Source organism: Bradyrhizobium sp. UFLA05-109, assembly GCF_054185165.1.
The window spans coordinates 1-23,700 of sequence record NZ_JBBIAR010000035.1 but is presented as its reverse complement, the minus strand read 5'-3'; the positions used below and the strand labels follow the sequence as shown (position 1 = coordinate 23,700).

Annotated in this window: 24 protein-coding genes and 2 tRNA genes; 16 read left to right on the top strand and 10 right to left on the bottom strand. The window is 64.2% G+C overall.

The window, feature by feature from the left end; translation table 11 throughout:
• Positions 1-309 precede the first annotated feature (309 nt).
• Together Q3C01_RS24700 and Q3C01_RS24695 are read left to right on the top strand one after the other, a co-directional pair.
• Positions 310-383 (top strand) — tRNA-Cys (locus Q3C01_RS24700).
• A 187-nt stretch (positions 384-570) separates the two neighbouring features.
• Positions 571-723 (top strand): hypothetical protein, encoded by a 153-nt coding sequence (locus tag Q3C01_RS24695; protein WP_458147900.1) that lies wholly within the window; start codon positions 571-573, stop codon positions 721-723.
• Positions 724-804: 81 nt separating this feature from the next.
• On the opposite strand, the gene Q3C01_RS24690 is transcribed toward Q3C01_RS24695, so the two are convergent.
• Entirely contained in the window at positions 805-984 is a 180-nt protein-coding gene (locus tag Q3C01_RS24690) for a hypothetical protein (protein ID WP_458147899.1), read from the bottom strand.
• Between the two features lie 264 nt (positions 985-1,248).
• Here Q3C01_RS24690 and Q3C01_RS24685 point away from each other — a divergent pair, with 264 nt between their 5' ends.
• The 11 genes from Q3C01_RS24685 (at position 1,249) to Q3C01_RS24635 (ending at position 13,173) form a co-directional block, all read left to right on the top strand.
• Positions 1,249-1,509: a hypothetical protein gene (locus tag Q3C01_RS24685; protein ID WP_458147963.1), complete on the top strand. Its 261-nt coding sequence runs from the start codon at positions 1,249-1,251 to the stop codon at positions 1,507-1,509.
• 293 nt (positions 1,510-1,802) lie between these two features.
• On the top strand, positions 1,803-2,966 hold the full coding sequence (locus Q3C01_RS24680) for a PspA/IM30 family protein (RefSeq protein ID WP_458147898.1): 1,164 nt from the start codon (positions 1,803-1,805) through the stop codon (positions 2,964-2,966).
• Between the two features lie 10 nt (positions 2,967-2,976).
• Entirely contained in the window at positions 2,977-3,648 is a 672-nt protein-coding gene (locus tag Q3C01_RS24675; protein WP_458147897.1) for an OB-fold-containig protein, read from the top strand.
• Between the two features lie 11 nt (positions 3,649-3,659).
• Positions 3,660-5,363: a flotillin family protein gene (locus Q3C01_RS24670; protein WP_458147896.1), complete on the top strand. Its 1,704-nt coding sequence runs from the start codon at positions 3,660-3,662 to the stop codon at positions 5,361-5,363.
• A gap of 229 nt (positions 5,364-5,592) precedes the next feature.
• Positions 5,593-5,961 (top strand): hypothetical protein, encoded by a 369-nt coding sequence (locus Q3C01_RS24665; RefSeq protein WP_458147895.1) that lies wholly within the window; start codon positions 5,593-5,595, stop codon positions 5,959-5,961.
• Between the two features lie 155 nt (positions 5,962-6,116).
• Positions 6,117-6,191, top strand: a tRNA-Asn gene (locus Q3C01_RS24660).
• A 164-nt stretch (positions 6,192-6,355) separates the two neighbouring features.
• Entirely contained in the window at positions 6,356-6,535 is a 180-nt protein-coding gene (locus Q3C01_RS24655) for a hypothetical protein (protein ID WP_458147894.1), read from the top strand.
• Positions 6,536-6,674: 139 nt separating this feature from the next.
• Complete coding sequence (locus tag Q3C01_RS24650) at positions 6,675-7,340, top strand: protein-L-isoaspartate O-methyltransferase family protein (RefSeq protein WP_458147893.1); 666 nt, start codon at positions 6,675-6,677, stop codon at positions 7,338-7,340.
• A gap of 200 nt (positions 7,341-7,540) precedes the next feature.
• Positions 7,541-8,926: a TolC family outer membrane protein gene (locus tag Q3C01_RS24645; RefSeq protein ID WP_458147962.1), complete on the top strand. Its 1,386-nt coding sequence runs from the start codon at positions 7,541-7,543 to the stop codon at positions 8,924-8,926.
• Between the two features lie 467 nt (positions 8,927-9,393).
• Complete coding sequence (locus Q3C01_RS24640; protein ID WP_458147892.1) at positions 9,394-10,158, top strand: PopZ family protein; 765 nt, start codon at positions 9,394-9,396, stop codon at positions 10,156-10,158.
• A gap of 141 nt (positions 10,159-10,299) precedes the next feature.
• Complete coding sequence (locus Q3C01_RS24635) at positions 10,300-13,173, top strand: valine--tRNA ligase (RefSeq protein WP_458147891.1); 2,874 nt, start codon at positions 10,300-10,302, stop codon at positions 13,171-13,173.
• Between the two features lie 89 nt (positions 13,174-13,262).
• Here the strand turns inward: Q3C01_RS24635 and Q3C01_RS24630 are convergent, their stop codons facing one another.
• Positions 13,263-13,877 (bottom strand): DNA-3-methyladenine glycosylase, encoded by a 615-nt coding sequence (locus Q3C01_RS24630; protein ID WP_458147890.1) that lies wholly within the window; start codon positions 13,875-13,877, stop codon positions 13,263-13,265.
• A gap of 129 nt (positions 13,878-14,006) precedes the next feature.
• On the opposite strand from Q3C01_RS24630, the gene lipA reads away from it, so the two are divergent.
• A complete protein-coding gene (gene lipA / locus Q3C01_RS24625; protein ID WP_458147889.1) occupies positions 14,007-14,963 on the top strand; it encodes a lipoyl synthase in 957 nt (318 codons plus the stop codon).
• A 6-nt stretch (positions 14,964-14,969) separates the two neighbouring features.
• Positions 14,970-15,440: a type II toxin-antitoxin system RatA family toxin gene (locus Q3C01_RS24620; protein ID WP_458147888.1), complete on the top strand. Its 471-nt coding sequence runs from the start codon at positions 14,970-14,972 to the stop codon at positions 15,438-15,440.
• On the opposite strand, the gene Q3C01_RS24615 is transcribed toward Q3C01_RS24620, so the two are convergent.
• From Q3C01_RS24615 to Q3C01_RS24580, 8 genes are all read right to left on the bottom strand, one after another.
• Positions 15,441-16,256, bottom strand: coding sequence for a c-type cytochrome (locus Q3C01_RS24615; protein ID WP_458147887.1), 816 nt, complete (start codon positions 16,254-16,256; stop codon positions 15,441-15,443).
• Entirely contained in the window at positions 16,256-17,878 is a 1,623-nt protein-coding gene (locus tag Q3C01_RS24610) for a b(o/a)3-type cytochrome-c oxidase subunit 1 (protein WP_458147886.1), read from the bottom strand. Before Q3C01_RS24610 ends, Q3C01_RS24615 begins: the two co-directional genes overlap by 1 nt.
• Complete coding sequence (locus Q3C01_RS24605; protein ID WP_458147885.1) at positions 17,865-18,431, bottom strand: cupredoxin domain-containing protein; 567 nt, start codon at positions 18,429-18,431, stop codon at positions 17,865-17,867. The genes Q3C01_RS24610 and Q3C01_RS24605 overlap by 14 nt, the downstream gene beginning before the upstream one ends.
• Positions 18,428-18,604, bottom strand: coding sequence for a hypothetical protein (locus tag Q3C01_RS24600; RefSeq protein WP_458147884.1), 177 nt, complete (start codon positions 18,602-18,604; stop codon positions 18,428-18,430). The genes Q3C01_RS24605 and Q3C01_RS24600 overlap by 4 nt, the downstream gene beginning before the upstream one ends.
• 8 nt (positions 18,605-18,612) lie before the next feature.
• Entirely contained in the window at positions 18,613-19,866 is a 1,254-nt protein-coding gene (locus tag Q3C01_RS24595; protein ID WP_458147883.1) for a cytochrome c, read from the bottom strand.
• Positions 19,867-19,876: 10 nt separating this feature from the next.
• A complete protein-coding gene (locus Q3C01_RS24590; protein ID WP_458147882.1) occupies positions 19,877-20,581 on the bottom strand; it encodes a c-type cytochrome in 705 nt (234 codons plus the stop codon).
• 192 nt (positions 20,582-20,773) lie between these two features.
• On the bottom strand, positions 20,774-21,376 hold the full coding sequence (locus tag Q3C01_RS24585) for a CinA family protein (protein WP_458147881.1): 603 nt from the start codon (positions 21,374-21,376) through the stop codon (positions 20,774-20,776).
• Positions 21,377-21,379: 3 nt separating this feature from the next.
• The gene (locus tag Q3C01_RS24580; RefSeq protein WP_458147880.1) at positions 21,380-22,561 is read right to left on the bottom strand and encodes a bifunctional 2-C-methyl-D-erythritol 4-phosphate cytidylyltransferase/2-C-methyl-D-erythritol 2,4-cyclodiphosphate synthase; all 1,182 of its coding nucleotides are present in this window, start codon (positions 22,559-22,561) and stop codon (positions 21,380-21,382) included.
• A gap of 278 nt (positions 22,562-22,839) precedes the next feature.
• On the opposite strand from Q3C01_RS24580, the gene dusB reads away from it, so the two are divergent.
• Positions 22,840-23,700: tRNA dihydrouridine synthase DusB (dusB, locus tag Q3C01_RS24575; RefSeq protein WP_458147961.1), on the top strand; the 861-nt coding region annotated here is incomplete at its 3' end.

The window sequence follows — 23,700 nt, the reverse complement described above, 5'->3', positions numbered from 1 at the left end:
CCTGACCAAGGCGAGCTCAGCCGAAAAATGGAAATTATGGACTGGAACCCTTGGCAGGGCTGAGCGAGTGTAGACGCTGAGCACTACAGGCAAAAGTGGTGCGACCAGGGAAGAACGCTCATGCTCGCCGCGATCGAGATCAATTTCGCGCTGTGGGGGATGATCATCTGTGCAAGCGTCAAGCTGGCGCAGATGTTTGGGTAAGCGGCCGCCCCACCGCAAGTTGGACGACCTTCCACAACCGATCGGGAAGTCGGATGAAGGCGGTTGCCTAAGTCCTTGATCCCCTATATCAGTCCGGCCTTACGGGGCCACGTGGCGGAGTGGTTACGCAGCGGTCTGCAAAACCGTTTACACCAGTTCAATTCTGGTCGTGGCCTCCATCACAACCTCCTGATTTCCCAGCATAAATAGCCCCGGTTTACGCGCATCTCTGGTTCGCGATAATGGGATGGCTCAGAAGTCACCCGGATTTGTCCGGGGTGGCGGTTTGCCGCGATTCATGTGCCTTGGCATGAAGATCGCATCACCTAGATGATGAATCATCAAGCCGTGAATCCTGGAGAGCACGTGGGCGAGATCGTCCGATTTGTTCCGAAGTCCGAGATCGAGCGGGCCCGTCTGATACGGGAAGCCCGCGCGATCTATGAGAGCATCTTTCCGTCCACCGGTCCGGTCAGGGACCCGCGTCAGTCGGACGACCAGTCGGGCACTGAAAGTTGACTGATTGTCTCCGCCAGATGCCAGGCGGCGACCGACTGTTCTTACAGACATAGCGAGAGAGAAGAGCCCGGGAGGTCGCGCTCAGCCGGCGGCGTACCAGCCATCCGGAAACGGCAGCAGCGGCCAAGTTCCCTCGTTGTCGTTGGCGGCTTTGAGCGGCGCGTCGAATTTCCACGAGCGGGGCACGAATTCCTCCTCCGGCGCGGGCTCGATTGCGGCCCGCACGGCATCCAGCAGCAAGTTGAATTCGGCTTCGCTCATCGCACCCTCCGGGCCATTCCCGACGGGCAAAATCGCAAAACCGGCTTTTTTCCCAATTGAGCGGATCGATCGAATTTTATCGACCCGTCGATCGGCGCTCGTTTGGTTAGTGATTCCCTAAAGAAAACCGGCGCGGAACCTAGGCGGTTCCACCGAGCCGCCAGTGTGAAAGAGATCACATTCTCAGAACTTTCTTTCCCGTAAGCCTGACGTCACACCGGCCAATGAAGGCCAGAACGGGTGAGGCCGACAGGAGACGCAATGATGAAGGCGAGGTTCCTGAAATTCGCAGGCGTGAAGAGCCGGGCGCGTCGGGCCTCGACTCTCGGATTGTTCCTGACGCTGTTTGCATCAACTGCCTACGCGCAGGGCACGCCCGAGCAACGCCGGGCCTGCACCCCCGACGTTTACCGTCTTTGCGCCGGCGAGATCCCGAACGTCCGCGCCATCACCGCGTGCCTGCGCCGCAACAAGGCGAGCCTGAGCGAGGCCTGCCGCGCCGTGTTCGAGCAGGCGGGCGGTTGAGCCGGCGACCAGTGGATTTGTGCGCAGCAAGTTAGCTCACACGCAGACGGAATCGGCGCGGTAGCCCTGTGGATATGCTGCGGACAATCTGTGCGTGGCCGTGCCCCGGGGGGGGCGCATTTCGATGAAAATTGCAACCGGCGCGTGCGAGAAGTCTTGATCCGCAGTGATCTATCGGTGACCAGACAACCTTGAACGCCGCCCGTACCGACGGCGACTAACCAATACAGTGCATAAGGATCAGTGGAACGTGATCGGCCTTTCCCCTTGTAAAGCACTAAGATGGTGCTTTAGTGCTTTCCATGAGCCCGTCGCCCCGACAAGCGCCATCCTCGCTGCGCTACAGGCTCGCCCCTGAGCCGGCCGTCAAAGCCGCACTGGAGGCGACTTTCGAGGCCTATGACCGCATGATGGAGATCCTCGATGAGGTTGCTCGCACGCATAATGTGGGCTCCAACGTCGTGCTGCTGCATGCCCACGCCTACGATGCGATCCGGAAACAGACCGGCCTACCGTCACGCCTGGTGACGCTGGGCCTGCGCGACCGCGCCGACTATCGCGCGGCGAGCGGTCGCCGGCTGCCGCTCGACGACAAACTTGCCAAGCTCAAGGGTCCGACCACGATCTCGATCGCCACCGTGCAGGGGCGCTTCAGCGTGCCGTTCGACTATGTCGGTTATGCCGAGGGCTGGGGCCAGAGCGTGCCCGCCCATCTGATCCGCAGCGACGACGGTTTTGAAATTCACTACGGCGTCACGCCGAACAATCTGCCAGAGGAGGAGAATGCCATGGATACCATCGCTGCCGCCCCCGAGAACTTCCTGTCCCGGGTTGGACGCCTGATCGCAGGCATCGCCTATGACGCGATCGAGCAGGCCGAAGGCAAGAACAAGCTGAAGGTCGTGGGCCAGGCCATCCGCGAGATCGAGAACGCGGAGAACGAGGCCCGCGAAGCGCTCGCTTCGGCGCGCGCCGAGGAATATCGGCTGAACGCGCGGCGCAGTGAGATCGAGCGCGCGATGACCGACCTTGCCGCAAAGATCCAGGGCGCGATCGACGACAGCCGTGACGACCTCGCCCGCGCCGGCATCGCGCGGCAGATGGACCTCGAAGCGCAGTTCGAGGTGCTGTCGCGGGCGATCGACGAGAACAATGAGAAGATCGAGCAATGCGTGACCTCGCTGCGCGCGGTGCTCTCCGCCCTCCAGGATGCCGAGCAGCGGCGCGCCGATCTCGAGAAGAGCGAGGCCGCCGCCGGCACACATTCGACCGCAACGTCGAAAAAACAGGCCGGCAACTCGGCCGCAGCAAAGGCGCTGCGCGCGGGCAGGGCGGTCGCGCGGGCCACCGGCGTGCCGGCCGGCATTGCGTTCTCGAGTGACATCGACGAGCTCAGCACGTTGCATCGCGACAAGGAGATTGCGGCGAGGCTCGCGCGGTTGAAGACGCGCTCCTGAGTTCGCGGCCATGAGCACATTGCTCGAACATGTGATGGCGCCCGAGGTCAGGCCGTTCGCGATCGCGGCGACCATGATCGTGATTGTCGGCTCGGTCGAGGTGGTCTCGATGATGGTCGGGGCCTCCTTGAGCGAAATCCTCGGCAACGTCGTCGACTTCGGCCATCCGGGCCACAGCGGCGTGACCAACGCGATCTCCTGGATCAATCTCGGCGGCGTGCCGCTGCTGATCTTCCTGCTGCTGCTGCTCGGTGCCTTCTCGATCACCGGCTTCCTGATCCAGGATATTGCGCGGATGGTCGCCGGCCCCTTGCCGGCGAGCGTCGCCTCGCTCGGCGCGGTGATCGTGTCGATCCCGCTGGTGCGCATCTCCAGCGGCTTCATCGCAAAAATCATTCCCAAGGACGAAAGCTACGCCGTCGGTCTCGGGGATCTCGTCGGTCGAGTCGGCGAAGTCGTCATCGGTCCCCTGGACCAGGGCCCGCCCGGCCGCGTCAGCGTCGCCGACGTCTATGGCAACCGGCATTTCGTCTGGGCGGTCGCGGCGCCTTCGTCTGAGCCGCTGGCGCAGGGAAGCCTCGTCCTGCTGGTCGATCGCGTCGGCACCCGCTTTTTGGCGGTGAAAGCCGACGATGAACTCAAACCATCCAAACCCACTCTAAGCAATCAGCAAAGCAATTAGCGGAGATATTCATGTTTGACATTGCAGTCCCGGCCATGATCGGCGTTGCGCTGATCGTCGTCCTGGGCATTGTGTTCACCACCCTCTACAAGCGCGCCACGCGAGACGAGGCATTCGTCCGCACCGGCCTGGGTGGCAAGAAGGTGGTGCTCGACGGCGGCGCCATGATCCTGCCGATCTTCCACTCCTATGCCAGCGTCAACCTGAAGACGCTGCGGCTCACGGTCGAGCGCAAGGAGCGGGAATCCCTGATCACGAAGGATCGCCTGCGCGTCGACATCGTCGCCGAGTTCTATGTCCGCGTCCGCCCCGACGACGAGAGCATTGCGCTGGCGAGCCAGACGCTGGGCGCGCTGACCAATGACGCCGAAGCCCTGCGCAACCAGGTCGAAGCCAAATTCGTCGACGGCCTGCGTTCGGTGGCGGCCACCATGACCATCCTGGAACTGCAGGAGAAGCGCAGCGATTTCGTCAAGCACGTGCAGGCGACCGTGGAGTCCGACGTCAAGTCCAACGGCCTTGAACTGGAGTCGGTGTCTTTGACCAAACTCGACCAGACCGACGTCAAGTTCTTCAACCCGGAAAACTTCTTCGACGCGGAGGGGCTCACCCAGCTCAAGACCATCACCGAGACCCGCCGGCGCGACCGCAACGCCATCGTGCGCGACAACGAGGTGGCGATTGCGCAAAAGGACCTCGAGGCGCGGCAGCAGACCCTCGGGATCGAGCGGACCAAGAAGGAAGCCGAGCTCTCGCAGGAGCGCGACATCGCCAACAAGACCGCAAGCACCCGCGCCGAAGTGGCCACCGCGACGCAGACCGCGCGCCTGACCGAGGAGAACGCCCGCATCGACACCGATCGCGCGGTCGCCGAGAAGGAGGCCGGTGCCAAGCAGATCAAGGAAACGGCGGTGATCGAATCCGATCTCGCGATCAACAAGCGCAAGACCGACGCGCAGCGCGAAATCCAGATCGCAACGCAGGAGAACGAGATCCAGATCGCGGCCAAGAGCAAGCAGACCTCGGAGGCGGTCGCCGAAGCCAAGACAGCGGAAGCCGTAGCCGTGTCAGCGGAGGAAAAGGTGGTGACCGCGCGCGCGGTCGAGGTCGCCGACCGTGCTCGCCTGACCCAGGTGCTCGCCGCCCGCACCGAGGCCGAACGCAAATCGACCGAGCTGATCGTTGCGGCGGAAGCCGAGAAGAAGGCCGCGCTCGATCGCGCCGAGGCCACCAAGACGCTCGCCAGCGCGGAAGCCGAGGCCAACAAGATCAAGGCGGTCGGCGTCAAGAACATCGGTGAAGCGGAGGCGGCCGTGATCACCATGAAGAACGAGGCGCAGAACAAGCTCGGCAGCAACGTCATCGACTTCGAGATCGCCAAGAAGCGGATCGAGATGATGCCGTCGGCGCTCGCCGAGATGGTGAAGCCGATCGCCAACATCAAGGACGTCCGCATCCTGCACACCGGCGGCGCGTTCGGCGGCAACGGCGCAAGCGGCAGCAATGCCGGCTTCGGCGAAGGTCTCGCCGGCGAGCTGTTGAAGGTGCACGCGCTGCGGCCGATGATCGACGAAATCCTGCGCCAGAGCGGTTTTGCACCAGGCGAGGATCCGGTGAAGGCGCTGGTCAGTGCCGTCACCGGCAAGAGCAATGGCGCTGCGATCGAGGTTGCGGGAAGCGTGCCCGCGCCTCAGACAACCGACGCGGCAGAGTAGGCTGTGAATGCCCGGGCTATGAATGCCCATTCATTGCTGACGTGAGTCCTAGTCGATAAGAACAGGCCGTGCGCTTCTCGCGTGGCGTACCGTTCCGGAGTGCAGGTCGATCGTGTGTTGACCCTTTCGATCGCTCTCCGGACGATACCTGCAAGGCAACGTTATTGATGCCCCGGTACCTGCACCGATGACGTGCAGGCGCCGGATGTTCTTTTTCATTGGGGCTCTCATGAAATATTTTCTGTCGGCACTCATTGCACTCGGTCTCTCGGTCACAGCCGTGCCATCGCAAGCTGCGGATTCCCGCAACGTCTCCGTCGTCAACGAGACCGGCTACGCCATCAAGTTTCTCGGCTTCAATTCGCCGGACGATGGTCTGGAAGAATGGGACAACGAGCTCGACAAGACCTTGCAGAACCAGGCGAGCACTTATGTCGAGTTCGACGAAGACGACGAAGGATGCGTCTGGAACATCCGCGTCGACTGGCAGAACTACAACGAGTCCGTGCTGTGGAAGAACGTCAACCTCTGCAAGTTCAACGTGCTGAGGCTGCGCTACGACCCCGGCACCAAGACGACCTCCTTCATTGCGGAGTGAGCGTCGCATCGCGGCGCGTTCGCGTCCGCGGCAGGGACCGGCGGGGGAGGGACGAGTGCCCTTCCTCATGATGGCGAGGATGTGACGAATTCGTCCTTTGCAAGCGCCGGAGGCTTTGTTATACGCAGCCGCGCGCGAACGTTGGTTCGCCCTTTTCCTCGGTAGCTCAGCGGTAGAGCATCCGACTGTTAATCGGATGGTCGCTGGTTCGAATCCAGCCCGGGGAGCCAAATTTCTCATCAACTTCAATGTCTTGCCTCGCGCTCTGTGCCGGAGCGCGAATCTGTTCACGCGGACGTGCACATTGTCTGCCGTGCCGACATCGGAACGACGCCAAATCGACTCAATTCAAATCGAGGTTCCCTGACACCGGGCTTACGCGGAGCTGATTCCGATGCCGAACGTTCAGGTCGACCGTCCCCACTTGGTCCCCTCGATTCTGCCCACCGACATCCCCGATCTCAGCGACGACGAATGCCTCGCGCTGCTGGCACGCGTGGTCGAGACCCGCGATTCGACCCGGCTCGATGAAGTCGCGGCCTTGATCGGCCGGCTCGCCGTCGCGATCGAATAGGGCGCAAGGCGCCAAGCCTGTATTGATCGGCCCCGGGGCTGCCGCCTTCGGGCAATCGCCATGTTGCGTTTTGGCAGGGCATGTTCCAAAGATGCCGCCACGTTTTCCCGCGGCGCCGTCCGCATTCCAGGGTTCCCCAATGTCCGGTTTTGCGACCGCGCGCCAAAAGATGGTCGATGGCCAGGTGCGCACCAGTGACGTCACCGATCGCCGCATCCTCGACGCCATGCTCACGATTCCCCGCGAGGCCTTCGTGCCCGCAAGCCGGCAGGCGCTGGCCTATCTCGACCTCGATCTCGACGTGGCCGAAGACGGATCGGCCAAGCGGTATCTGATCAAGCCGGCGTTGACCGCCAAGCTGCTGCAGGCGGCCGAGATCGGCGAGGCTGATCGCGTCCTGGTGGTCGGCTGCGCCACCGGTTACGTCGCAGCCCTTGCTGCCAGGCTCGCGGCGCAAGTCACGGCTACCGAAAGCGATTCGGCGCTTGCCGCAAAAGCGAAGAGCAATCTGGCCGCCCAGGGATTTGCGAATGTGGCGTGCGCTGCGGCGCCCAGCGGGGATGGGGATCCGGCGGCTGCCCCCTACGATGTGATCATCCTGAACGGAGCGACCGAAGTGACGCCCAGTGCGCTCTTCGAGCAGCTCAAGGAGGGCGGGCGGCTGGTCGGCGTGTCGGCCGAGACGATGCCCCAGCGGGCCATGATCGTGACCCGCGCCCACGGCGAATTCGGCTACCGCGCGCTGTTCGACGCAGCAGCGCCGATCCTTCCCGGTCTGGCGCGGATGCCCGCCTTCGTCTTCTGAAGGGGTGGAACCCGTTAAAAATTACCGTTCTGAATCAGAAGTGTGGCACGGATGCTGCACGTGAAGAGTTTCCGCTGCCAACAACCATCGGGTAGTTCCGTTCGGCTTGCCCCCGTCATATGGTGCATGTGGGGGCAACGACTCTCGGTCACCCGGCTCGCGGGCACGAGCCGGCGATAAGAATGAACGGAATTTCTGGGATGCATGGGGTGAAGCTCTTCACCGGAGCTGCGGTTTCGGTCCTCCTGATGGCGCTCGGCGGGCCGATGCCTGCCTTGGCGGAGACGATCGAAAGCGCGCTGGTGCGCGCCTATCAGGACAATCCGCAGCTCAACGCGCAGCGCGCACAGGTCCGTTCGACGGACGAAAACGTGCCACAGGCGCTGTCCGGATATCGCCCCAGGGTCGCGATCACGGCGAGCGCCGGCTATCAATATCAGGATTCGAAACCGCTGCAGGGTGGCCCGACGATCCACGGCACCGGCGTACCCCGCAGCGCAGGCCTAACGGTTACGCAGACCCTCTTCAACGGCAATCAGACCGCCAACAGAACGCGTGCGGCAGAGAGCCAGGTGTCCGGCGCGCGCGAGGCGCTGCGCGTGCTCGAACAGAACGTTTTGCTCTTGGCTGCAACCACTTACATGGACTACTTGCGCGATTCAGCCGCGGTCGAGGTTCAGAAGAGCAACGTTCGGGTGCTCGAGCAAACGCTGAAGCAGACACGTGACCGCTTCAATGTGGGTGAGGTCACTCGTACGGACGTTGCCCAGTCGGAAGCGCAACTTGCCGCCGGCAAGACGCAGGAGCAATCGTCCGAGGCAACACTGACGACGACAAAGGCAAATTATCGGCGGGTCATCGGCGTCGAGCCTGTAAATCCTGCACCCGGTGCGCCGGTCGATCGCTTTCTGCCCGCGACACTTCCATCCGCAGTTGAGCTCACCCTGGTCGAAAACCCCAGCGTCACGTCGGCGATGTACGGCATCGACGTCAACTATCTCCAGGTCAAGATCAGCGAAGGTGCGCTGCTGCCGACGATCACGTTGCAGGCTGGGGTCACTCAGTCCTTTGAGCAGACCCTGACGCTATATCGAACGACTACCGCCTCCGCCATCGCACAGGCGTCCGTGCCGATCTATCAGGGGGGCGCCGAATATTCGCTGATCCGGCAGTCCAAGGAGAACTTGGCACAGCAGCGTCTCAACCTGGAGGTGACCCGCGACCAGAGCCGTGCGACGACCGTGCAGTGGTGGGGCAATCTGGTGGCGACCAAGGCGCAGGTGCAGTCAGCACAGGCGCAGGTGACCGCGTCCGAGATTGCGTTGAACGGTGTACGCGAAGAGGCAAAGGCCGGTCAGCGGACCACGCTTGACGTGCTCAATGCGCAGCAGGCCCTGGTCAATGCCCGCATCGCTCTCGTGAATGCCCAACACGATCGGGTCGTCGCATCCTACAACGTGCTCGCTGCAGTCGGCCGCCTGTCGCCGCAGGTGATGAACCTCAAGACCAACGTCTACGATCCCAGCGTGCATTACCAGCAGGTGCGCGATAGCTGGGGCGGCGTGCGCACGCCCGACGGACGTTGATCTCCGCGACTGGAGCATGGTCCGGACCCGAAAGGGCCGCGTTAGCGCAACGTGTGAAGCGGTTTTCCCGCGCGACAAACGCGGAACGCGCTTGCGCGGAGATGATGCTCGAACGTTAACCTAGAGCGCCATGATGATTCATTCCGATCTCATCGCGCTTTGGGTCGGCATCACCTCATGACGATGACGACTTGCGGTTTGCTTGCAATCATCAAACGCCCTGACATAGCCTTTCACTGAGATGAGGACGCGATTCGCGTCGCATCTCATCTCATGTTTTGTTTGCGTAGGGCTTCGGTGACGTGGGCAGGGGCGCACCGCCGCGCGATGAGTCGCAATCGCCTTGATCTGGGGACAAGTCAGGCGGTCGCGGCGAAAATGTCGAGCCACCCGTTCGGAACCGGCCAATCCTGTCGTGCTTGGTGTAAAACAACGCATGCGAGGGCGTTGATGATGTGGAGTCGGAGATGACGCAGCCTGCAAAGGTGCAAGAACCCTCGATGGAGGAGATTCTGGCCTCGATCCGGCGCATCATTGCCGACGATGAGGCCAAGCCGCCGCCGACCGACAAGGCCGCCGAACCTGCCAGGCCCGCGCCGGCGCCCAAGCCCGCCGCAATGAATGACATTCCGCCGTCGAAGATCGCGCCGGCGAAACCCGCCGCTGAAAAGCCGGCTGCACCGCCACCTGCTGCAAAGCCGGCGGCTCCGCCGCCAGCGCCGGCCGCAAGCAACAACCAGGACGATATCGACGCGCTGCTGGCGGGGCTGGACGAGGCGACCCCCGCGCCCGAGATGCGGGCGCCGGAACCCGAGCCCGAGCCCGAGTCCGATGTACTCGAGCTGACCGACGAGATGGCGGTCGAAACGCCGGCGCCTCCACCGCCGAGCTTCCGCAAGGTCGAGCCGGGCGATGATGTCGAATTCGCCGAAGCCGCGGCGCCGCCATTTCGGCCGGCTCCTTCGCCACCATCCTACCACGCGGTCGATTTCAATGCGCCGCCGCTGCCGCCGCAGCAGCCTATCCTGGCGCAGACGACGGTCTCGGCCGTCGAATCCGCCTTCAACTCCCTGGCCCATACCGTCCTGAGCTCGAATGCGCGGACGCTGGAGGATCTGGTCAAGGAGATGCTGCGGCCGATGCTGAAATCCTGGCTCGACGATAACCTGCCCGGCCTCGTTGAACGCATCGTGAAGGCGGAAATCGAGCGGGTCTCGCGCGGCGGCCGGTAAGGTCAGCCCCGCGGGACTGATAAAGCCCTGCTTTTATGACCGATTCGGCCTGGCGACCGGGCCGGAGAGCACTTTGCCGCCGGGCTTTCCCTTGACACTTTCCGTTGACTTGGCCCCCGTGCACGGCTTTCTAGCAGCCCCATGATCGAGAAAAACTACCAGCCCGCCGATATCGAAGCCCGCATGTCCGTCGTCTGGGAGGACAGCCTTGCCTTCAAGGCAGGCCGTCCCGACCGGCGCGACGCCGCCCCCTTCACCATCGTGATCCCGCCGCCGAACGTGACGGGCTCGCTGCACATGGGCCACGCGCTCAACAACACGCTTCAGGACGTGTTGTGCCGCTTCGAGCGCATGCGCGGCCGCGACGTGCTGTGGCAGCCCGGTACCGACCATGCCGGTATCGCGACCCAGATGGTGGTCGAGCGGCAGCTGATGGAGCGTCAGCAGCCCAGCCGCCGCGAGATGGGCCGCGAGAAATTCCTGGAGCGGGTCTGGGAGTGGAAGGCCGAGAGCGGCGACACCATCATCAACCAGCTCAAGCGCCTCGGCGCCTCCTGCGACTGGTCGCGCGAGCGCTTCACCATGGACGAGGGCCTGTCGAAGGCCGTCATCAAGGTGTTCGTCGAGCTGCACCGCGATGGCCTGATCTACAAGGACAAGCGGCTGGTGAACTGGGATCCGAAGCTGCTCACCGCGATCTCCGATCTCGAGGTGCAGCAGGTCGAGGTCAAAGGCAGCCTCTGGTATCTGCGCTATCCGATCGAGGGTAAAACCTTCAGCCCCGACGATCCCGCGAGCTTCATCGTCGTTGCCACGACGCGCCCCGAAACCATGCTGGGCGATACCGGCGTCGCCGTACATCCCGAGGACGAGCGCTACCAGAAGCTCGTCGGCAAGCACGTGATCCTGCCGCTCGTCGGCCGCAAGGTGAAGATCGTCGCCGACGACTACTCCGACCCCGAGAAGGGCTCGGGCGCGGTGAAGGTGACGCCGGCGCACGACTTCAACGACTTCGAGGTCGGCAGGCGCCACGGCCTGCGCCAGATCAGCGTGCTCGACAAGGAAGGCTGCCTCGACCTCGTCGACAACGAGGACTACCTGCGCGACCTGCCGGAGGGCGCTTCGCAATTCGCCGCGGAATTCCACAACGTCGAGCGTTTCGCCGCGCGCAAGCGCATCGTCGAGCGACTGGAGGCATTCGGCTTCATCGAGCGCACCGAGCCGCACACCCACATGGTGCCGCATGGCGACCGTTCCGGCGTCGTGATCGAGCCCTTCCTCACCGACCAGTGGTACGTCGACGCCAAGACGCTTGCAAAGCCTGCCATCGCGGCGGTGCGCAGCGGCGAGACGACCTTCGTGCCGAAGAACTGGGAAAAAACCTATTACGAGTGGATGGAGAACATCCAGCCCTGGTGCATCTCGCGCCAGCTCTGGTGGGGCCATCAGATCCCGGCCTGGTACGGGCCGGACGGCAAGGTGTTCGTCGCCCAGACCGAGGAGGAGGCCGTCAGCCACGCGCTCGGCTATTACGTCGAGCAGGAGGTCATCACGCCGGAGCAGGGGCGCGAGATGGCGCTCGACCGCAACAAGCGCGAGGGCTTCATCACCCGCGACGAGGACGTGCTCGACACCTGGTTCTCCTCTGCGCTGTGGCCGTTCTCCACCCTCGGCTGGCCCGACGATACGCCGGAGGTGAAGCGTTACTACCCGACCAACGCGCTGGTCACCGGCTTCGACATCATCTTCTTCTGGGTCGCCCGGATGATGATGATGGGCCTGCACTTCATGAAGGAAATACCGTTCTCGACGATCTACATCCACGCCCTCGTTCGCGACGAGAAGGGCGCCAAGATGTCGAAGTCCAAGGGCAACGTCATCGATCCCCTGCATCTGATCGACGAGTACGGCGCCGACGCGCTGCGCTTCACTCTGGCGGCGATGGCGGCGCAGGGGCGCGACATCAAGCTCGCCACGAGCCGTGTCGAGGGCTATCGCAATTTCGCGACCAAGCTCTGGAACGCCTGCCGCTTCGCGGAGATGAACCAGTGCGTAGTGCCCGAAGGTTTTGAGCCCGCGAAAGCGGCGCTGACGCTGAACCGCTGGATCGCGCATGAGACGGCGCACACCACGCGCGAGGTGACGGAGGCAATCGAAGCCTATCGCTTCAACGATGCGGCGGGCGCGATCTACCGTTTCGTCTGGAACGTCTATTGCGACTGGTATGTCGAGCTCGCGAAGCCCGTGCTGCTCGGCCCGGATGGTCCCGCAAAGGCTGAGACCCGCGCGATGGTCGCCTGGGCACGCGACGAGATTCTGAAGCTGCTGCATCCCTTCATGCCCTTCATCACCGAAGAGCTGTGGGAGGTGACCGCCAAGCGCGAGCAACTGCTCACGCTGGCGCCCTGGCCGCTGAAGTCCGCGGGGCCGACGGCGGAAGAACTCGCGATGGTCGCAGCATCGATGCCGAATGACGGAGCCTTCCTTTCGCCGATGGTGCTACCGATCTTCGATCATGCCGACTTCACCGATCCTGCGGCGGAAGCCGAGATCGGCTGGGTCATCGATCTCGTGACGCAGATTCGCTCGGTACGCGCCGAGATGAACATCCCACCGGCGACGCTGACGGCGCTGGTGCTGGCCGGCGCCTCCGCGGAGACGAAGGAGCGCGCGCCGCGCTGGGCCGATGTCATCAAGCGCATGGCGCGGCTTTCGGATATCTCCTTCGCCGATCGCGCGCCCGACGGCGCCGTGCAGATCCTGGTGCGCGGCGAGGTCGCAGCCTTACCGCTGAAGGGCGTGATCGATCTCGCAGCCGAGCGCGTGCGCCTCGACAAGGAGATCGCCAAGGCCGATGCCGACATCAAGCGCGCCGAGTCCAAGCTGGCGAACGAGAAATTCGTCGCCAATGCGGCCGAAGAGGTCGTCGAGGAGGAGCGCGAAAAGCGCGAGGCCGCGCTGGCGCGCAGGGCAAAGCTGCTCGAGGCGCTGGAGCGGTTGAAGCAGGTGTCGTGACCTCACCGTCATTCCGGGGCGATGCGCAGCATCGAGCCCGGAATCTCGAGATTCCGGGTCTGGTCCTTCGGACCATCCCGGAATGACTGCTAACTCGGAAACGGCTTGCTCAAAAACTTCGAGCCCTTGACGCCGTAGCGCCAGGGCAGCTCGACCGCCTTGGTGAGGCCGATCCGGATGCCGGTCGCGACCTCCATTTCGCCACTGCGCGCATGCAGCGCAATTGGCGGATGGTCGAGGGGCAGGGCATTGTGCGCGATCGTGATGCCGAGCGCTTGCGTCAGCTTGCCCGGTCCCGAGCACAGCGCATGCACATCGACGAGATGCCGGCGGCGGCGCATCGCGGCGATCCCATGCGTCGGCTCCAGCGCGCGGATCAGGACGGCGCTCGCCGAGCCTTCCTCTTCGCAGACGAAGTTCACGCACCAGTGGATGCCGTACGAGCGATAGACATAGGCAAAGCCGGGCGGGCCGAACATCACCTGGTTCCGCGGCGTCGGCCCGCGGTAGGAGTGCGCGGCCGGGTCGGTATGATGATAGGCCTCGACCTCGACAATGATGCCGCCGACGCCGTTCACCAGCAGCGTCGCGCCGATCAGGTCGGGGGCGACCTCATGGACGCTGCGCGCGAAAAAGGTCCGCTTCAGTGGCTTGCCCAAAGGGGAGCTTGAGCCAGGCGTGGAGGGCTTCGATTTTGGAGCCATTCGAGGTGAGAATCGCTAGACGACAGAGCAGGATATTGCCCATATCTGCCATGTTCCCTGAAGCGGCGCGAGCGGGTTGCGATGCCCTGCGATACCGACTAGGTAGGACCTGAATAGACCGGACACCCCATGGTCGTTATTGTCGATACCATCACAAATCCGCTGCGCCCGCGTCACCCGGAAAAAGTGAACCGGCCCGATGCTGCTTCGCCGCCGAAGCCGGACTGGATCCGTGTGCGTGCGCCGAACACGCGCGGCTATGCCGACACCCGCAACATCGTGCGGGCCAACGGCCTGCATACGGTGTGCGAGGAGGCGGGTTGCCCGAACATTGGGGAGTGCTGGGACAAGAAGCACGCCACCTTCATGATCATGGGCGACACCTGCACCCGCGCGTGCGCCTTCTGCAACGTCAAGACCGGCCTGCCCAACGCGCTCGACGCCGCCGAGCCGGAGCATGTGGCCGAGGCCACGGCAAAGCTCGGGCTCGCCCATGTCGTGATCACATCGGTCGACCGCGATGACCTTGCCGATGGCGGTGCCGAGCATTTCGCCAGGACGATCCGCGCGATCCGCGTCGCCTGTCCCTCCACCACGATCGAGATCCTGACGCCCGACTTCCTGCGCAAGGAGGGTGCGCTCGAGGTCGTCGCCGCGGCCAAGCCCGACGTCTTCAACCACAACCTCGAGACCGTGCCGTCGCGTTACCTGACGGTGAGGCCCGGCGCGCGTTATTTCCATTCGATCCGGCTGTTGCAGCGGGTCAAGGAGGTCGATCCCACCATCTTCACCAAGTCCGGCATCATGGTCGGCCTCGGCGAGGAGCGCCACGAGGTGCTCCAGGTGATGGACGATCTGCGCTCGGCCGAGGTCGACTTCCTGACCATCGGGCAATATCTCCAGCCGACCCGCAAGCACCACGCCGTGATGCGCTACGTGCCGCCGGATGAGTTCGCCTCATATGAAAAGGTCGCCTACACCAAGGGCTTCCTGATGGTATCGGCAAGCCCGCTGACCCGTTCATCGCATCACGCCGGGGACGATTTCGCGAGATTGAAGGCAGCGCGAGCAGCTCACGCCCGCTGACGTCACATGCACCGAGTTTCGAGCAAGCACCGCGTCAACCACAGCGCGCCAGAGATGTTTGATCTGGTCGCCGATGTCGAGCGCTATCCGGAATTCGTGCCGCTGTGCAGCGCGCTGAAGGTGCGCCAGCGGGTTGCAAAGCCCGACGGTACCGAGGTGCTGATCGCCGACATGACGGTGTCGTTCAAGCTGGTCAAGGAATCCTTCACCAGCCGCGTGACGCTCGATCGCGCCAATCTGAAGATCCTGGTCGAATATCTGCAGGGCCCGTTCAGCAACCTCGAAAACCGCTGGACCTTCGAGCCGAAGGGCGAGGGCGTCTGCGACGTCGGCTTCTTCCTGACCTACGCGTTCAAGAGCCGGATGCTCGCGATGCTGATGGGCTCGATGTTCGACGCCGCCTTTGCGCGCTTCTCCGCCGCATTCGAGAAGCGAGCCGACGCGATCTACGGCCGGCCGAAGATCGCATCGTCGTGATCAGTCCACCGCCTTGACGACGTCAGGCGGCTGCGACGCGTAGTAGGCGGCAGCCTCATCGATCTCCTGCGGCGTCATCGCGCGCGCGATGTTGCGCATCTGCTGGCTGATGTCGTTGCGCCGATCACTAGCGGCGAAGGCCTGCAGCTGGGCCTTCAGATAGGCCTCTGATTGGCCTTCGAGCCATGGGCTGCCGGTCTTGTTGTCGAGGCTACCATGGCAGGAGCCACAGGGGGCGATCCCCCGCATCGGCGCGCCGTAGATCACGATGTTGGGCTTGGGCAGTTGCGGTGTCGGATGATAGGCGGGCAGCCGCGGCAGAAACGCGTAGTAAAGGGCGAGGTCGGCAATCTCCTGATCGGTCAGGCCGGTCGCAAACGGCGACATCACCGCGTTGGTGCGCGCACCCGAACGGAAATCGTGCAGCTCCTTGTAGATGACGGCGGCGTATTGACCGGCGAGATTGGGCGAATCAGCCCGGCTGATGCCGGTCGGACCATGGCAGATCGCGCAGCGCTGCGCGAGCGTGGCGCCGCGTCCGATCGCTTCCTGGTTCGGACGTGACAGCGTGTGCGAGGTCAGCACGACCTCCGACAGCCGTTTGTCCGGCGCCTGCGCCGCGGCAGCCGCCGAGCGTTGCGGCACGCCGGCGGCGCTACAGATCGCATCCCAGACGTTGGCGAACTGAACCCAGGGTTGCGCGAACGGCAGCACGATGAAGCCGACAATTGCCGTGACAATGAAGATTGCAGCGGTGATGCCGACGCTCGTCTTGAAATGGCGGTTGGTGAGCGTGAAAAGGTCGCGCGCACTCATCACTGCGCTCCCACATAGACGGCCGGCACCGACGTGCCTTCGGTCAGTGCCAGCGTCAGGATCGGGTAGCCATAGTTGGTGATGGTGAGCCCGATCATCAGCGCCACCCACAGCGCGTGCGTGTTGAGCGCAAGCGGAACGGTCACCGGCTGATGCACCGCGAGGCTGAAGCGATACTCGCCGGCCTCGACCGCGGGCGACCGCATGCCGCGGGCCAGAATGACCAGGAAGAGAATGCCTGATGTCAGCAGGGTGAAGCCGCCGATGGCAGAGAACGTAACCGAGAGCGCCTGCGGCGCAATCGCGGGATCGGCGAAATCGAAATAGGCCATGCGGCGCGGCATGCCCAGGATGCCGACCCAGTGCCACGGGAAAGTGGTGATGATCATGCCGATGAACCACAGCCAGAGCTGGGTGCGGATGAGGCGGAGATCGACGAACTCGCGGCCCGTAAGATGCGGCCATAAATCATAGGCGATCGCGAAATACATGATCACGATGGCGCCGCCGAAGATCAGGTGAAAGTGGCCGGTGATCCATTGCGTGTTGTGGATCGAGCTGTCGAGCTGATAGCTCATGTTGATCAGGCCACCGGCGCCGCCGAAACCGAGCATCACGAAGGAGAAGGCGAGCGCCAGCATCATCGGGTTTTCCCACGGCAGCGTTCGCATCCAGCCGAACAGGCCACGACCGCCGCGCAGGCGCGCCGCAATCTCGACGGAGGCGCAGATCGTGAATACGGTGAGAAGCGTCGGGAGCGCGACCAGCGCGGTGAAAGCGGAATGGACGAACTTGAAACCGGCGCCGACCTGCGGGTCGGCGAAAGTATGGTGAATGCCGATCGGCATCGCCACCACAAGGAACAGAATGAAGGCGATCCGCGCCATGGTGTCGGAGTAGACGCGGCCGCCGATCGCGCGCGGCACGATGGTGTAATAGGCAATGTAGGTCGGCACCAGCCAGAAATAGACGATGGCGTGCAGCGTCCAGGAGAAGAACACCCGCGCAAGGCCGGCGTCGATCGTGGCCTTCAGGCCGACTGCGACCGGGATGATCTGCAGCAATAGCTCGAGCGCCGCGCCAACCGCGGTCCACGCCCAGAGATACGAGCCCGCGACATTGGCGAACATCGCCAGCGGCACTGCCTTGCCGGGATTGGCCCGTTTCCAGATGCGCAGATTGATCGACATTAGCGCGACCCAGATCCAGGACCCGACGACGACCAGCACGACGCCGACGTAGTAGAAGGGGCTGCCGATCAGCGGTGGATAGAAGGTGTAGAGCACGGAGGCACGGCCGAGCGCGACCGGGATCATCGCCATGATGCTGCCGCCGACGATCAGCCAGAAGCCGGCCCAGGCCCAGCGTACGCCGACCAGACGCTGCTCCAGCGCGGACTCGCTGATCGCATAGCCAAATCCCATCGCGACGAGGGTCGGGAAGACGTAGCCCATCACCGTGCCGTGCGCAGTCAGCGAGCGGTAGTAAAGCTCGGGATTGGAAAGCCAGGTGCCGAGCGGGCTGCGGATGAACATCTGCCAGGCGCCGAGCGTGAGCGCCACGCCGAACACCGCGAAAGCCAGCCAGAAATGGGCGAGGACGAGCTTCCTATTGGCCAACACAGCTCAGCCTCCCGCCGTTCTTTGCAAGCTCCGCGAACTTCGCCTTGTCGATCACCCTGACCTTGCCCCACATGCCTTCATGACCGAAGCTGCAAAATTCCTGGCAGGGCATCAGATAGTCGCCGGTCCGCTCAAAGCGCATGAGCTGCTCGGAGACGTAGCCCGGCACCAGCATGGTATTGATGTTGGTGCCCTGGACCAGGATACCGTGGACCACGTCGGCGCTGGTGGCGCGCAGCGTGATCGGCGTCTCGGCCGGCACCAGGAGGCAGGCGGGCGTGAAGGAATATTGCTGGCCGATCGCGCGCACCGTAACCGCGCCATTGGACTCGAGCACGCTGCCGAGATTGCTTTCGACGAATTCGCCCGACAGATGGATCCGCGACGGATCGGTGGTCTCGACGCGCGCCTGCGGCATGGTGGCGCGATGGATGCCGGCAACCGCCGCCAGCACCGCCATCGCGACGATAATAATGACCGAGAGGGTCGCCCATCGCCGCTCGGTGCGCGCCGCAATCTCGGCGCCGTGATGGCTGGTGTCCTCCGCACTCATTGCAGTGCCCCGCGCGGCAGGAAGACGAAGAGATAGAAGGCGAGCCAGATCGCGACCACGCAGGCGGTTGCAATGCCGGCGAGCGCGATTGCGCCGGACGGCCCTCGCGCGACCACCTCGTCGACAGCCTGGTCGGCGGTGGCAGAGCTGGTCGGTGGATCGGAGTTGATCATGGCGCGTCTCAATTGAGGGGAGCGGAGCGCAGCTCGTTGGCCTCGCGCGCCGAGACCGGCGTGCCGCGATTGCCCCAAGCCGTTCGGATATAAGAGACGACGGCAGCGATCTCGTTGTCCGAGAGCAAGCCGGCAAAGGGCGGCATGCCATAGGGCATCGGATTGCCCTCGGTGCCGGGCGGATAGCCGCCGTTGAGCACCATGCGGATCGGATTGACTGCCGATTGCATTTCGATCGACTGATTGTTGGCGAGCGGTGGCCAGTGCGGCGGCTTGCCTTCGCCCTGCGCGCCGTGACAGCTCGCACAGTTCTTGTCATAGACGGTCTTGCCGAGGCTGATGAGCAGGCTGCTTTCGGTCGTCGGCAGCGCCGAGCTCGCTGGCGGCGGAGGCGAGGGCTCCGAGATGCCCTTCAGGTAGACCGCCATCGCCCTGGTGTCCTCGTCGCTGAGATATTGCAGGCTATTGTGCACGACCTCGGCCATCGGCCCGTAGACGACGCCGCGGGCCGAAACGCCGGTCTGGAGCAGATCGGAGATGTCCTTGATGCTCCAGTCACCGAGCCCGGCCTCGCGATTTGAGGTGAGTGAGGGCGCGTACCAGTTCTGCATCGGGATCAGTCCGCCCTTGAACGCATCCGACTGCGAGGTGCCGCCGAGCGCGTTGATCGGCGAATGGCACATGCCGCAATGGCCGAGGCCCTCGACCAGATAGGCGCCGCGATTCCACTCGGCGGATTTGGTCGGATCGGGCTTGAATTCGCCCTCGTTGAAGAACAGCGTTCGCCAGCCGAGAATGAGCTGGCGATTGGAATAGGGAAAGCGAAGCTCGTGTTCCCGATTCTTCTGGTTCACGGGCGGGATCGACTTCAAATACGCGAAGATCGCCTCGCTATCGGCCCGCGTGACTTTTGTGTACGAGGCGAACGGCATCGCCGGATACATCAGCCCGCCATCCGGAAAGCGACCGGTGTGCATCGCTTTGTAAAAGTCCTCCGCGGTCCATTTGCCGATGCCGGTTTCCCGATCCGGCGTGATATTCGACGAGTACAGCGTGCCGAAAGGCGTCGGCATCGCGCGCCCGCCGGCGAAAGTGCGACCCTCGGGCGCCGTGTGGCAGGCGATACAGTCGCCGGCGCGCGCCAGATACTCGCCGCGTGCCACGACGTTGTCGCTGGGCGGGCCGGCCTTCTGCTGCGCCTGGGCAGATCCGACGAGGACCGACAACAGCAGAGCGGCCAGGATTCGTGAGCGCGATGGCATCCTCGTCTCCTCAATCCGGTTCGCTCCCGCAGGCGAAGGGTAGCACGTAGGTACCCTTTGGCGCCGGAGCGGAATTCACGGGCGCCGGGTGGTTCGCCAGCCACGCCGCGACGGCCGTGACGTCCTCCTCCGTGAGGCGGGCAGCGACCTGCTGCATACAGTCCGGCGCCTTCGCAGTGCGGGTACCATACCGCCAAGCGCCGAGCTGCGCGCTGATGTAGTTGGGGCGCAGTCCGAGCAGGCCCGGGATTCCCGGCTCCATGCCGGTCAGGGCCGGGCCGTGGCAGCTGCCGCACGCAGGTATCTGGCGTTGGGGATCGCCGCGCGTCACCAGTGACTGACCGCGTTGGAGAACCTCCTGGCTTGCAACGCTTGCCGCCACAGGCGGCAACGCGGGATGCTGATCTGCGAAGTAGTCCGCCATCTGCTGCAGATAGGAATCGGGGAGGAATTCCAGCAGATAGTTCATCGGCGGGTATTTCCGCCGGCCGTTCTTGAAGGCGACAAGCTGGTTGAAGAGATAGCCCGCCGGCTTGCCCGCAAGGCGCGGGAAATAGACGTCGCTGGTGCCTTCGCCCTTATTGCCGTGGCAGGGCGTGCAGGCCTCCACGCGCGCGGCCATCGTATCCGGCGGCTGATTAACGGCTTGCGCGGCCGCGAAATCGCAGATGGCCAAGTACACGGTTGCCGCGGAGATCGCGTAGCGAGCGAACACGTTGCCGCCCTCCCCGAATGTTGCGCCGGTAAATTCCCGACGCGCAACTTAGACGGCCATTATTGCGGGAATATGGGTGGGCGCAAGCTTCGACTGAACGGAGACGTTCGGTCCGCGCGCTGCGTCGCGGTCACGATTGTTTTGACAATAATCGCTCAGAATTTGAAAGACGTTTGATCGAAATCAATGCGGTCAGCCACGCGGCGGCCTTCGCCGCTTCACTGCGCCGCGTCGCGGTGATCGGGCAACGCGGGATCGCAGACGGCTTGCGGCTTCGCGGCGCGGTTTGGCTTGCGCTTGCGGACCGCGCGCCAGATCCATCAGCATGCGCAAAGCTTCAACGACCGAGCGCAGCCGCACGGCGGTGCGGCCGATCGCGCCAAATCGGTGCTCGCGGTGGATGATGCGGCCGTCGCGCGCGGCGGCGGCGAAGTGGACGAGCCCGACCGGCTTGCCCGGCGTGGCGCCGCCGGGGCCGGCGATGCCGGTGATGGCGACCGCAAGGTCGACGCCGGCGCGCTCGAGCGCACCGACCGCCATTGCGGTCGCGGTCTCCTTGCTGACGGCGCCGAAGTTCAGCAGCGTGCTCGCCTCGACGCCGAGCATCGCGCGCTTGGCGTCATTGGAATAGGTGACGAATCCGCGGTCGATCACGTCCGAGGAGCCTGGAATGTCAGTCAGCGCGCCGGCGACGAGGCCGCCGGTGCAGGACTCGGCGGTCGCGATCGTCAGCTTGCGCATCCGGCACAGATCGAGCAGCGAGCGGGAGAGGGCGCGTGCGTCGCTGCCGCCCATGGCCTAGACGCTCCAGGGCAGGCGGATGGTGGCGCTCGCGGTCGCCGCGATGCCTTCCTCGCGGCCGGTGAAGCCGAGCCGCTCGCTGGTCGTCGCCTTCACCGCGACGCGCGAGATGTCGACGCCGGAGATTTCAGCGATCCGCGCGCGCATGGTGTCGCGCAGGGGGCCGATCTTCGGCCGCTCGCAGATCATCGTCACCTCGAGATTGGCGACGCGGCCGCCGCGCTGCGTGACGCGCTCGATGGCGTATTTCAGGAACTGGTCGGAGGAGGCGCCCTTCCACTTGGGATCGCTCGGCGGAAAGTGCGAGCCGATGTCACCGTCGGCGAGCGCGCCGAGGATGGCGTCGACCAGCGCATGCAGGCCGACATCGCCGTCGGAATGGGCCAGGAACCCCTTGCTGTGCGGCACCCGCACGCCGCAGATCATGACATGGTCGCCTTCACCGAAGGCGTGCACGTCATAGCCGGTCCCGGTCCTGATGTCGCCGAGTTGGCTGGCGAGGCGTGCTTCCTCGCGGACGAAGTCTTCGGGGGTGGTGAGCTTCATGTTTGCAACATCGCCTTCAAAGGTTGCGACCGTCAATCCCGCCCATTCGGCGATCGCCGCATCATCTGTGAAATCAGAGCGTCCGTCCTTCGCCGCACGACGATGCGCGTCGAGGATGACATCGAAACGAAAGGATTGCGGCGTCTGCGCGATCCGCAGGCGCGCGCGGTCCGGCGTTGACTCGATCTCCCCGGCCGCACCTATCAGCTTGACGGTGTCGTTGACGGGAATCGCGGGGATTGCGGCGCTGTGGCGACTCGCGGCTTCGATCGCGCGGGAGATCAGGGCCTGCGAGACGAAGGGGCGGGCCGCGTCGTGGATCAGGACAAGATCCGGCTTGTGCGGGGCGAGCGCTTCGAGGCCGGCGAGCACGGAAGCCTGGCGCGTCGCGCCACCGCTGGTCGGATGCTCATGGCGCAGGCCGTTGACCGCTGCCGTGAACATGGCGCTGTCATCTGGGTTCACGACCGGCTGCACCAGCGCGACGTCAGGGTGGTTGCTGAAGGACTCCATGGCGCGAAAGATCACAGGCATGCCGCCGATCTCGCGGTATTGCTTCGGCCCGCCCGCACCGGCGCGCAGCCCGCGCCCGGCCGCTACGAGAACAACTGCGGTCCGCTCTGATTTCGCCATAGCGCTTAAATACTCAATTGGTAGTGATGATCGGGGCGAGGGGTGATTTTGGCATGCCTCTAGCACGGTCACCGCGGAAGCACAGCGGTGTTTGCCGATTGTCAGCAACAGCTTTTTGCTGCACTGCACTTGAAAGATTGGAAGATCTGTCTAAACTGTAGGCATGACGCTTGACTGCACAAGAATTGTGCGCAAGATAGGTCATGGCAGGCGCGATGAGGCGCCGCCTTTGAGACGAGACGTCCGTGACCGGCCCGGTAGGATTAGGCGCTAAGCCGTTGAAAATAGGCGATATTGACGTCGCCAACCCGGTCTTCCTGGCGCCGATGTCGGGGGTGACCGATTCCCCCTTCCGGCGACTGGCCGCGGAGCTTGGGGCGGGTCTCGTCGTCTCCGAAATGACCGCCAGCGACGAGCTCGCCAACGGCCACAGGATGTCGCGGTTGCGCTGCGAGGCGACCGGACTAGGCCCGCATGTGGTTCAGCTTGCGGGCTGCGAGGCGCACTGGATGGCGGAGGGCGCCCGGATCGCGGAAGCGGAAGGCGCCGACATCATCGACATCAACATGGGCTGCCCGGCCCGCCACGTCACCGGCGGCCAGTCCGGCTCGGCGCTGATGCGCGATCTCGACCATGCCTTGCACCTGATCGAGGCGACGATCGCGGCCGTGAAGGTTCCGGTCACGCTGAAGATGCGGCTCGGCTGGGACGACCGCACCCGCAACGCGCCGGAGCTGGCGCGGCGAGCGGAGGGCGCCGGCGTCAAGCTCATCACCGTCCATGGGCGCACGCGCTGCCAGTTCTACAAGGGCGAGGCCGATTGGGATGCCGTGCGCGACGTTCGTGCGGCGATATCGGTTCCGTTGGTCGTCAATGGCGACATCACCTCATTCGAAAAGGCCGTGGCGGCGCTGCAGGCTTCCGGCGCCGATGCCGTCATGATCGGGCGCGGCGCGCAGGGCCAGCCCTGGCTGCCCGGCCAGATCGGGCGGCGCCTCCAGGGCGGGGCGGAAGAGGCCGCACCTTCGCTTGGCGAGCAACTCCATTATGTCCGCACGCTCTATGAGGGCATCTGCGATCTCTATGGCTTACGCATCGGCCTCAGGCATGCGCGCAAGCATCTCGGCTGGGCGTTGGAC

What these genes read in the sequence shown, in the direction of transcription:
- Q3C01_RS24620 (WP_458147888.1), top strand. Translation starts at nt 14,970, where the DNA reads ATGCACCGAGTTTCGAGCAAGCACCGCGTCAACCACAGCGCGCCAGAG.
- Q3C01_RS24685 (WP_458147963.1), top strand. Translation starts at nt 1,249, where the DNA reads ATGAAGGCGAGGTTCCTGAAATTCGCAGGCGTGAAGAGCCGGGCGCGT.
- Q3C01_RS24670 (WP_458147896.1), top strand. Translation starts at nt 3,660, where the DNA reads ATGTTTGACATTGCAGTCCCGGCCATGATCGGCGTTGCGCTGATCGTC.
- Q3C01_RS24645 (WP_458147962.1), top strand. Translation starts at nt 7,541, where the DNA reads ATGCATGGGGTGAAGCTCTTCACCGGAGCTGCGGTTTCGGTCCTCCTG.
- Q3C01_RS24615 (WP_458147887.1), bottom strand. Translation starts at nt 16,256, where the DNA reads ATGAGTGCGCGCGACCTTTTCACGCTCACCAACCGCCATTTCAAGACG.
- Q3C01_RS24690 (WP_458147899.1), bottom strand. Translation starts at nt 984, where the DNA reads ATGAGCGAAGCCGAATTCAACTTGCTGCTGGATGCCGTGCGGGCCGCA.
- Q3C01_RS24585 (WP_458147881.1), bottom strand. Translation starts at nt 21,376, where the DNA reads ATGGGCGGCAGCGACGCACGCGCCCTCTCCCGCTCGCTGCTCGATCTG.
- lipA (WP_458147889.1), top strand. Translation starts at nt 14,007, where the DNA reads ATGGTCGTTATTGTCGATACCATCACAAATCCGCTGCGCCCGCGTCAC.
- Q3C01_RS24580 (WP_458147880.1), bottom strand. Translation starts at nt 22,561, where the DNA reads ATGGCGAAATCAGAGCGGACCGCAGTTGTTCTCGTAGCGGCCGGGCGC.
- Q3C01_RS24595 (WP_458147883.1), bottom strand. Translation starts at nt 19,866, where the DNA reads ATGCCATCGCGCTCACGAATCCTGGCCGCTCTGCTGTTGTCGGTCCTC.
- Q3C01_RS24605 (WP_458147885.1), bottom strand. Translation starts at nt 18,431, where the DNA reads ATGAGTGCGGAGGACACCAGCCATCACGGCGCCGAGATTGCGGCGCGC.
- Q3C01_RS24600 (WP_458147884.1), bottom strand. Translation starts at nt 18,604, where the DNA reads ATGATCAACTCCGATCCACCGACCAGCTCTGCCACCGCCGACCAGGCT.
- Q3C01_RS24650 (WP_458147893.1), top strand. Translation starts at nt 6,675, where the DNA reads ATGTCCGGTTTTGCGACCGCGCGCCAAAAGATGGTCGATGGCCAGGTG.
- Q3C01_RS24655 (WP_458147894.1), top strand. Translation starts at nt 6,356, where the DNA reads ATGCCGAACGTTCAGGTCGACCGTCCCCACTTGGTCCCCTCGATTCTG.
- Q3C01_RS24640 (WP_458147892.1), top strand. Translation starts at nt 9,394, where the DNA reads ATGACGCAGCCTGCAAAGGTGCAAGAACCCTCGATGGAGGAGATTCTG.
- Q3C01_RS24675 (WP_458147897.1), top strand. Translation starts at nt 2,977, where the DNA reads ATGAGCACATTGCTCGAACATGTGATGGCGCCCGAGGTCAGGCCGTTC.
- Q3C01_RS24665 (WP_458147895.1), top strand. Translation starts at nt 5,593, where the DNA reads ATGAAATATTTTCTGTCGGCACTCATTGCACTCGGTCTCTCGGTCACA.
- Q3C01_RS24630 (WP_458147890.1), bottom strand. Translation starts at nt 13,877, where the DNA reads ATGGCTCCAAAATCGAAGCCCTCCACGCCTGGCTCAAGCTCCCCTTTG.
- Q3C01_RS24635 (WP_458147891.1), top strand. Translation starts at nt 10,300, where the DNA reads ATGATCGAGAAAAACTACCAGCCCGCCGATATCGAAGCCCGCATGTCC.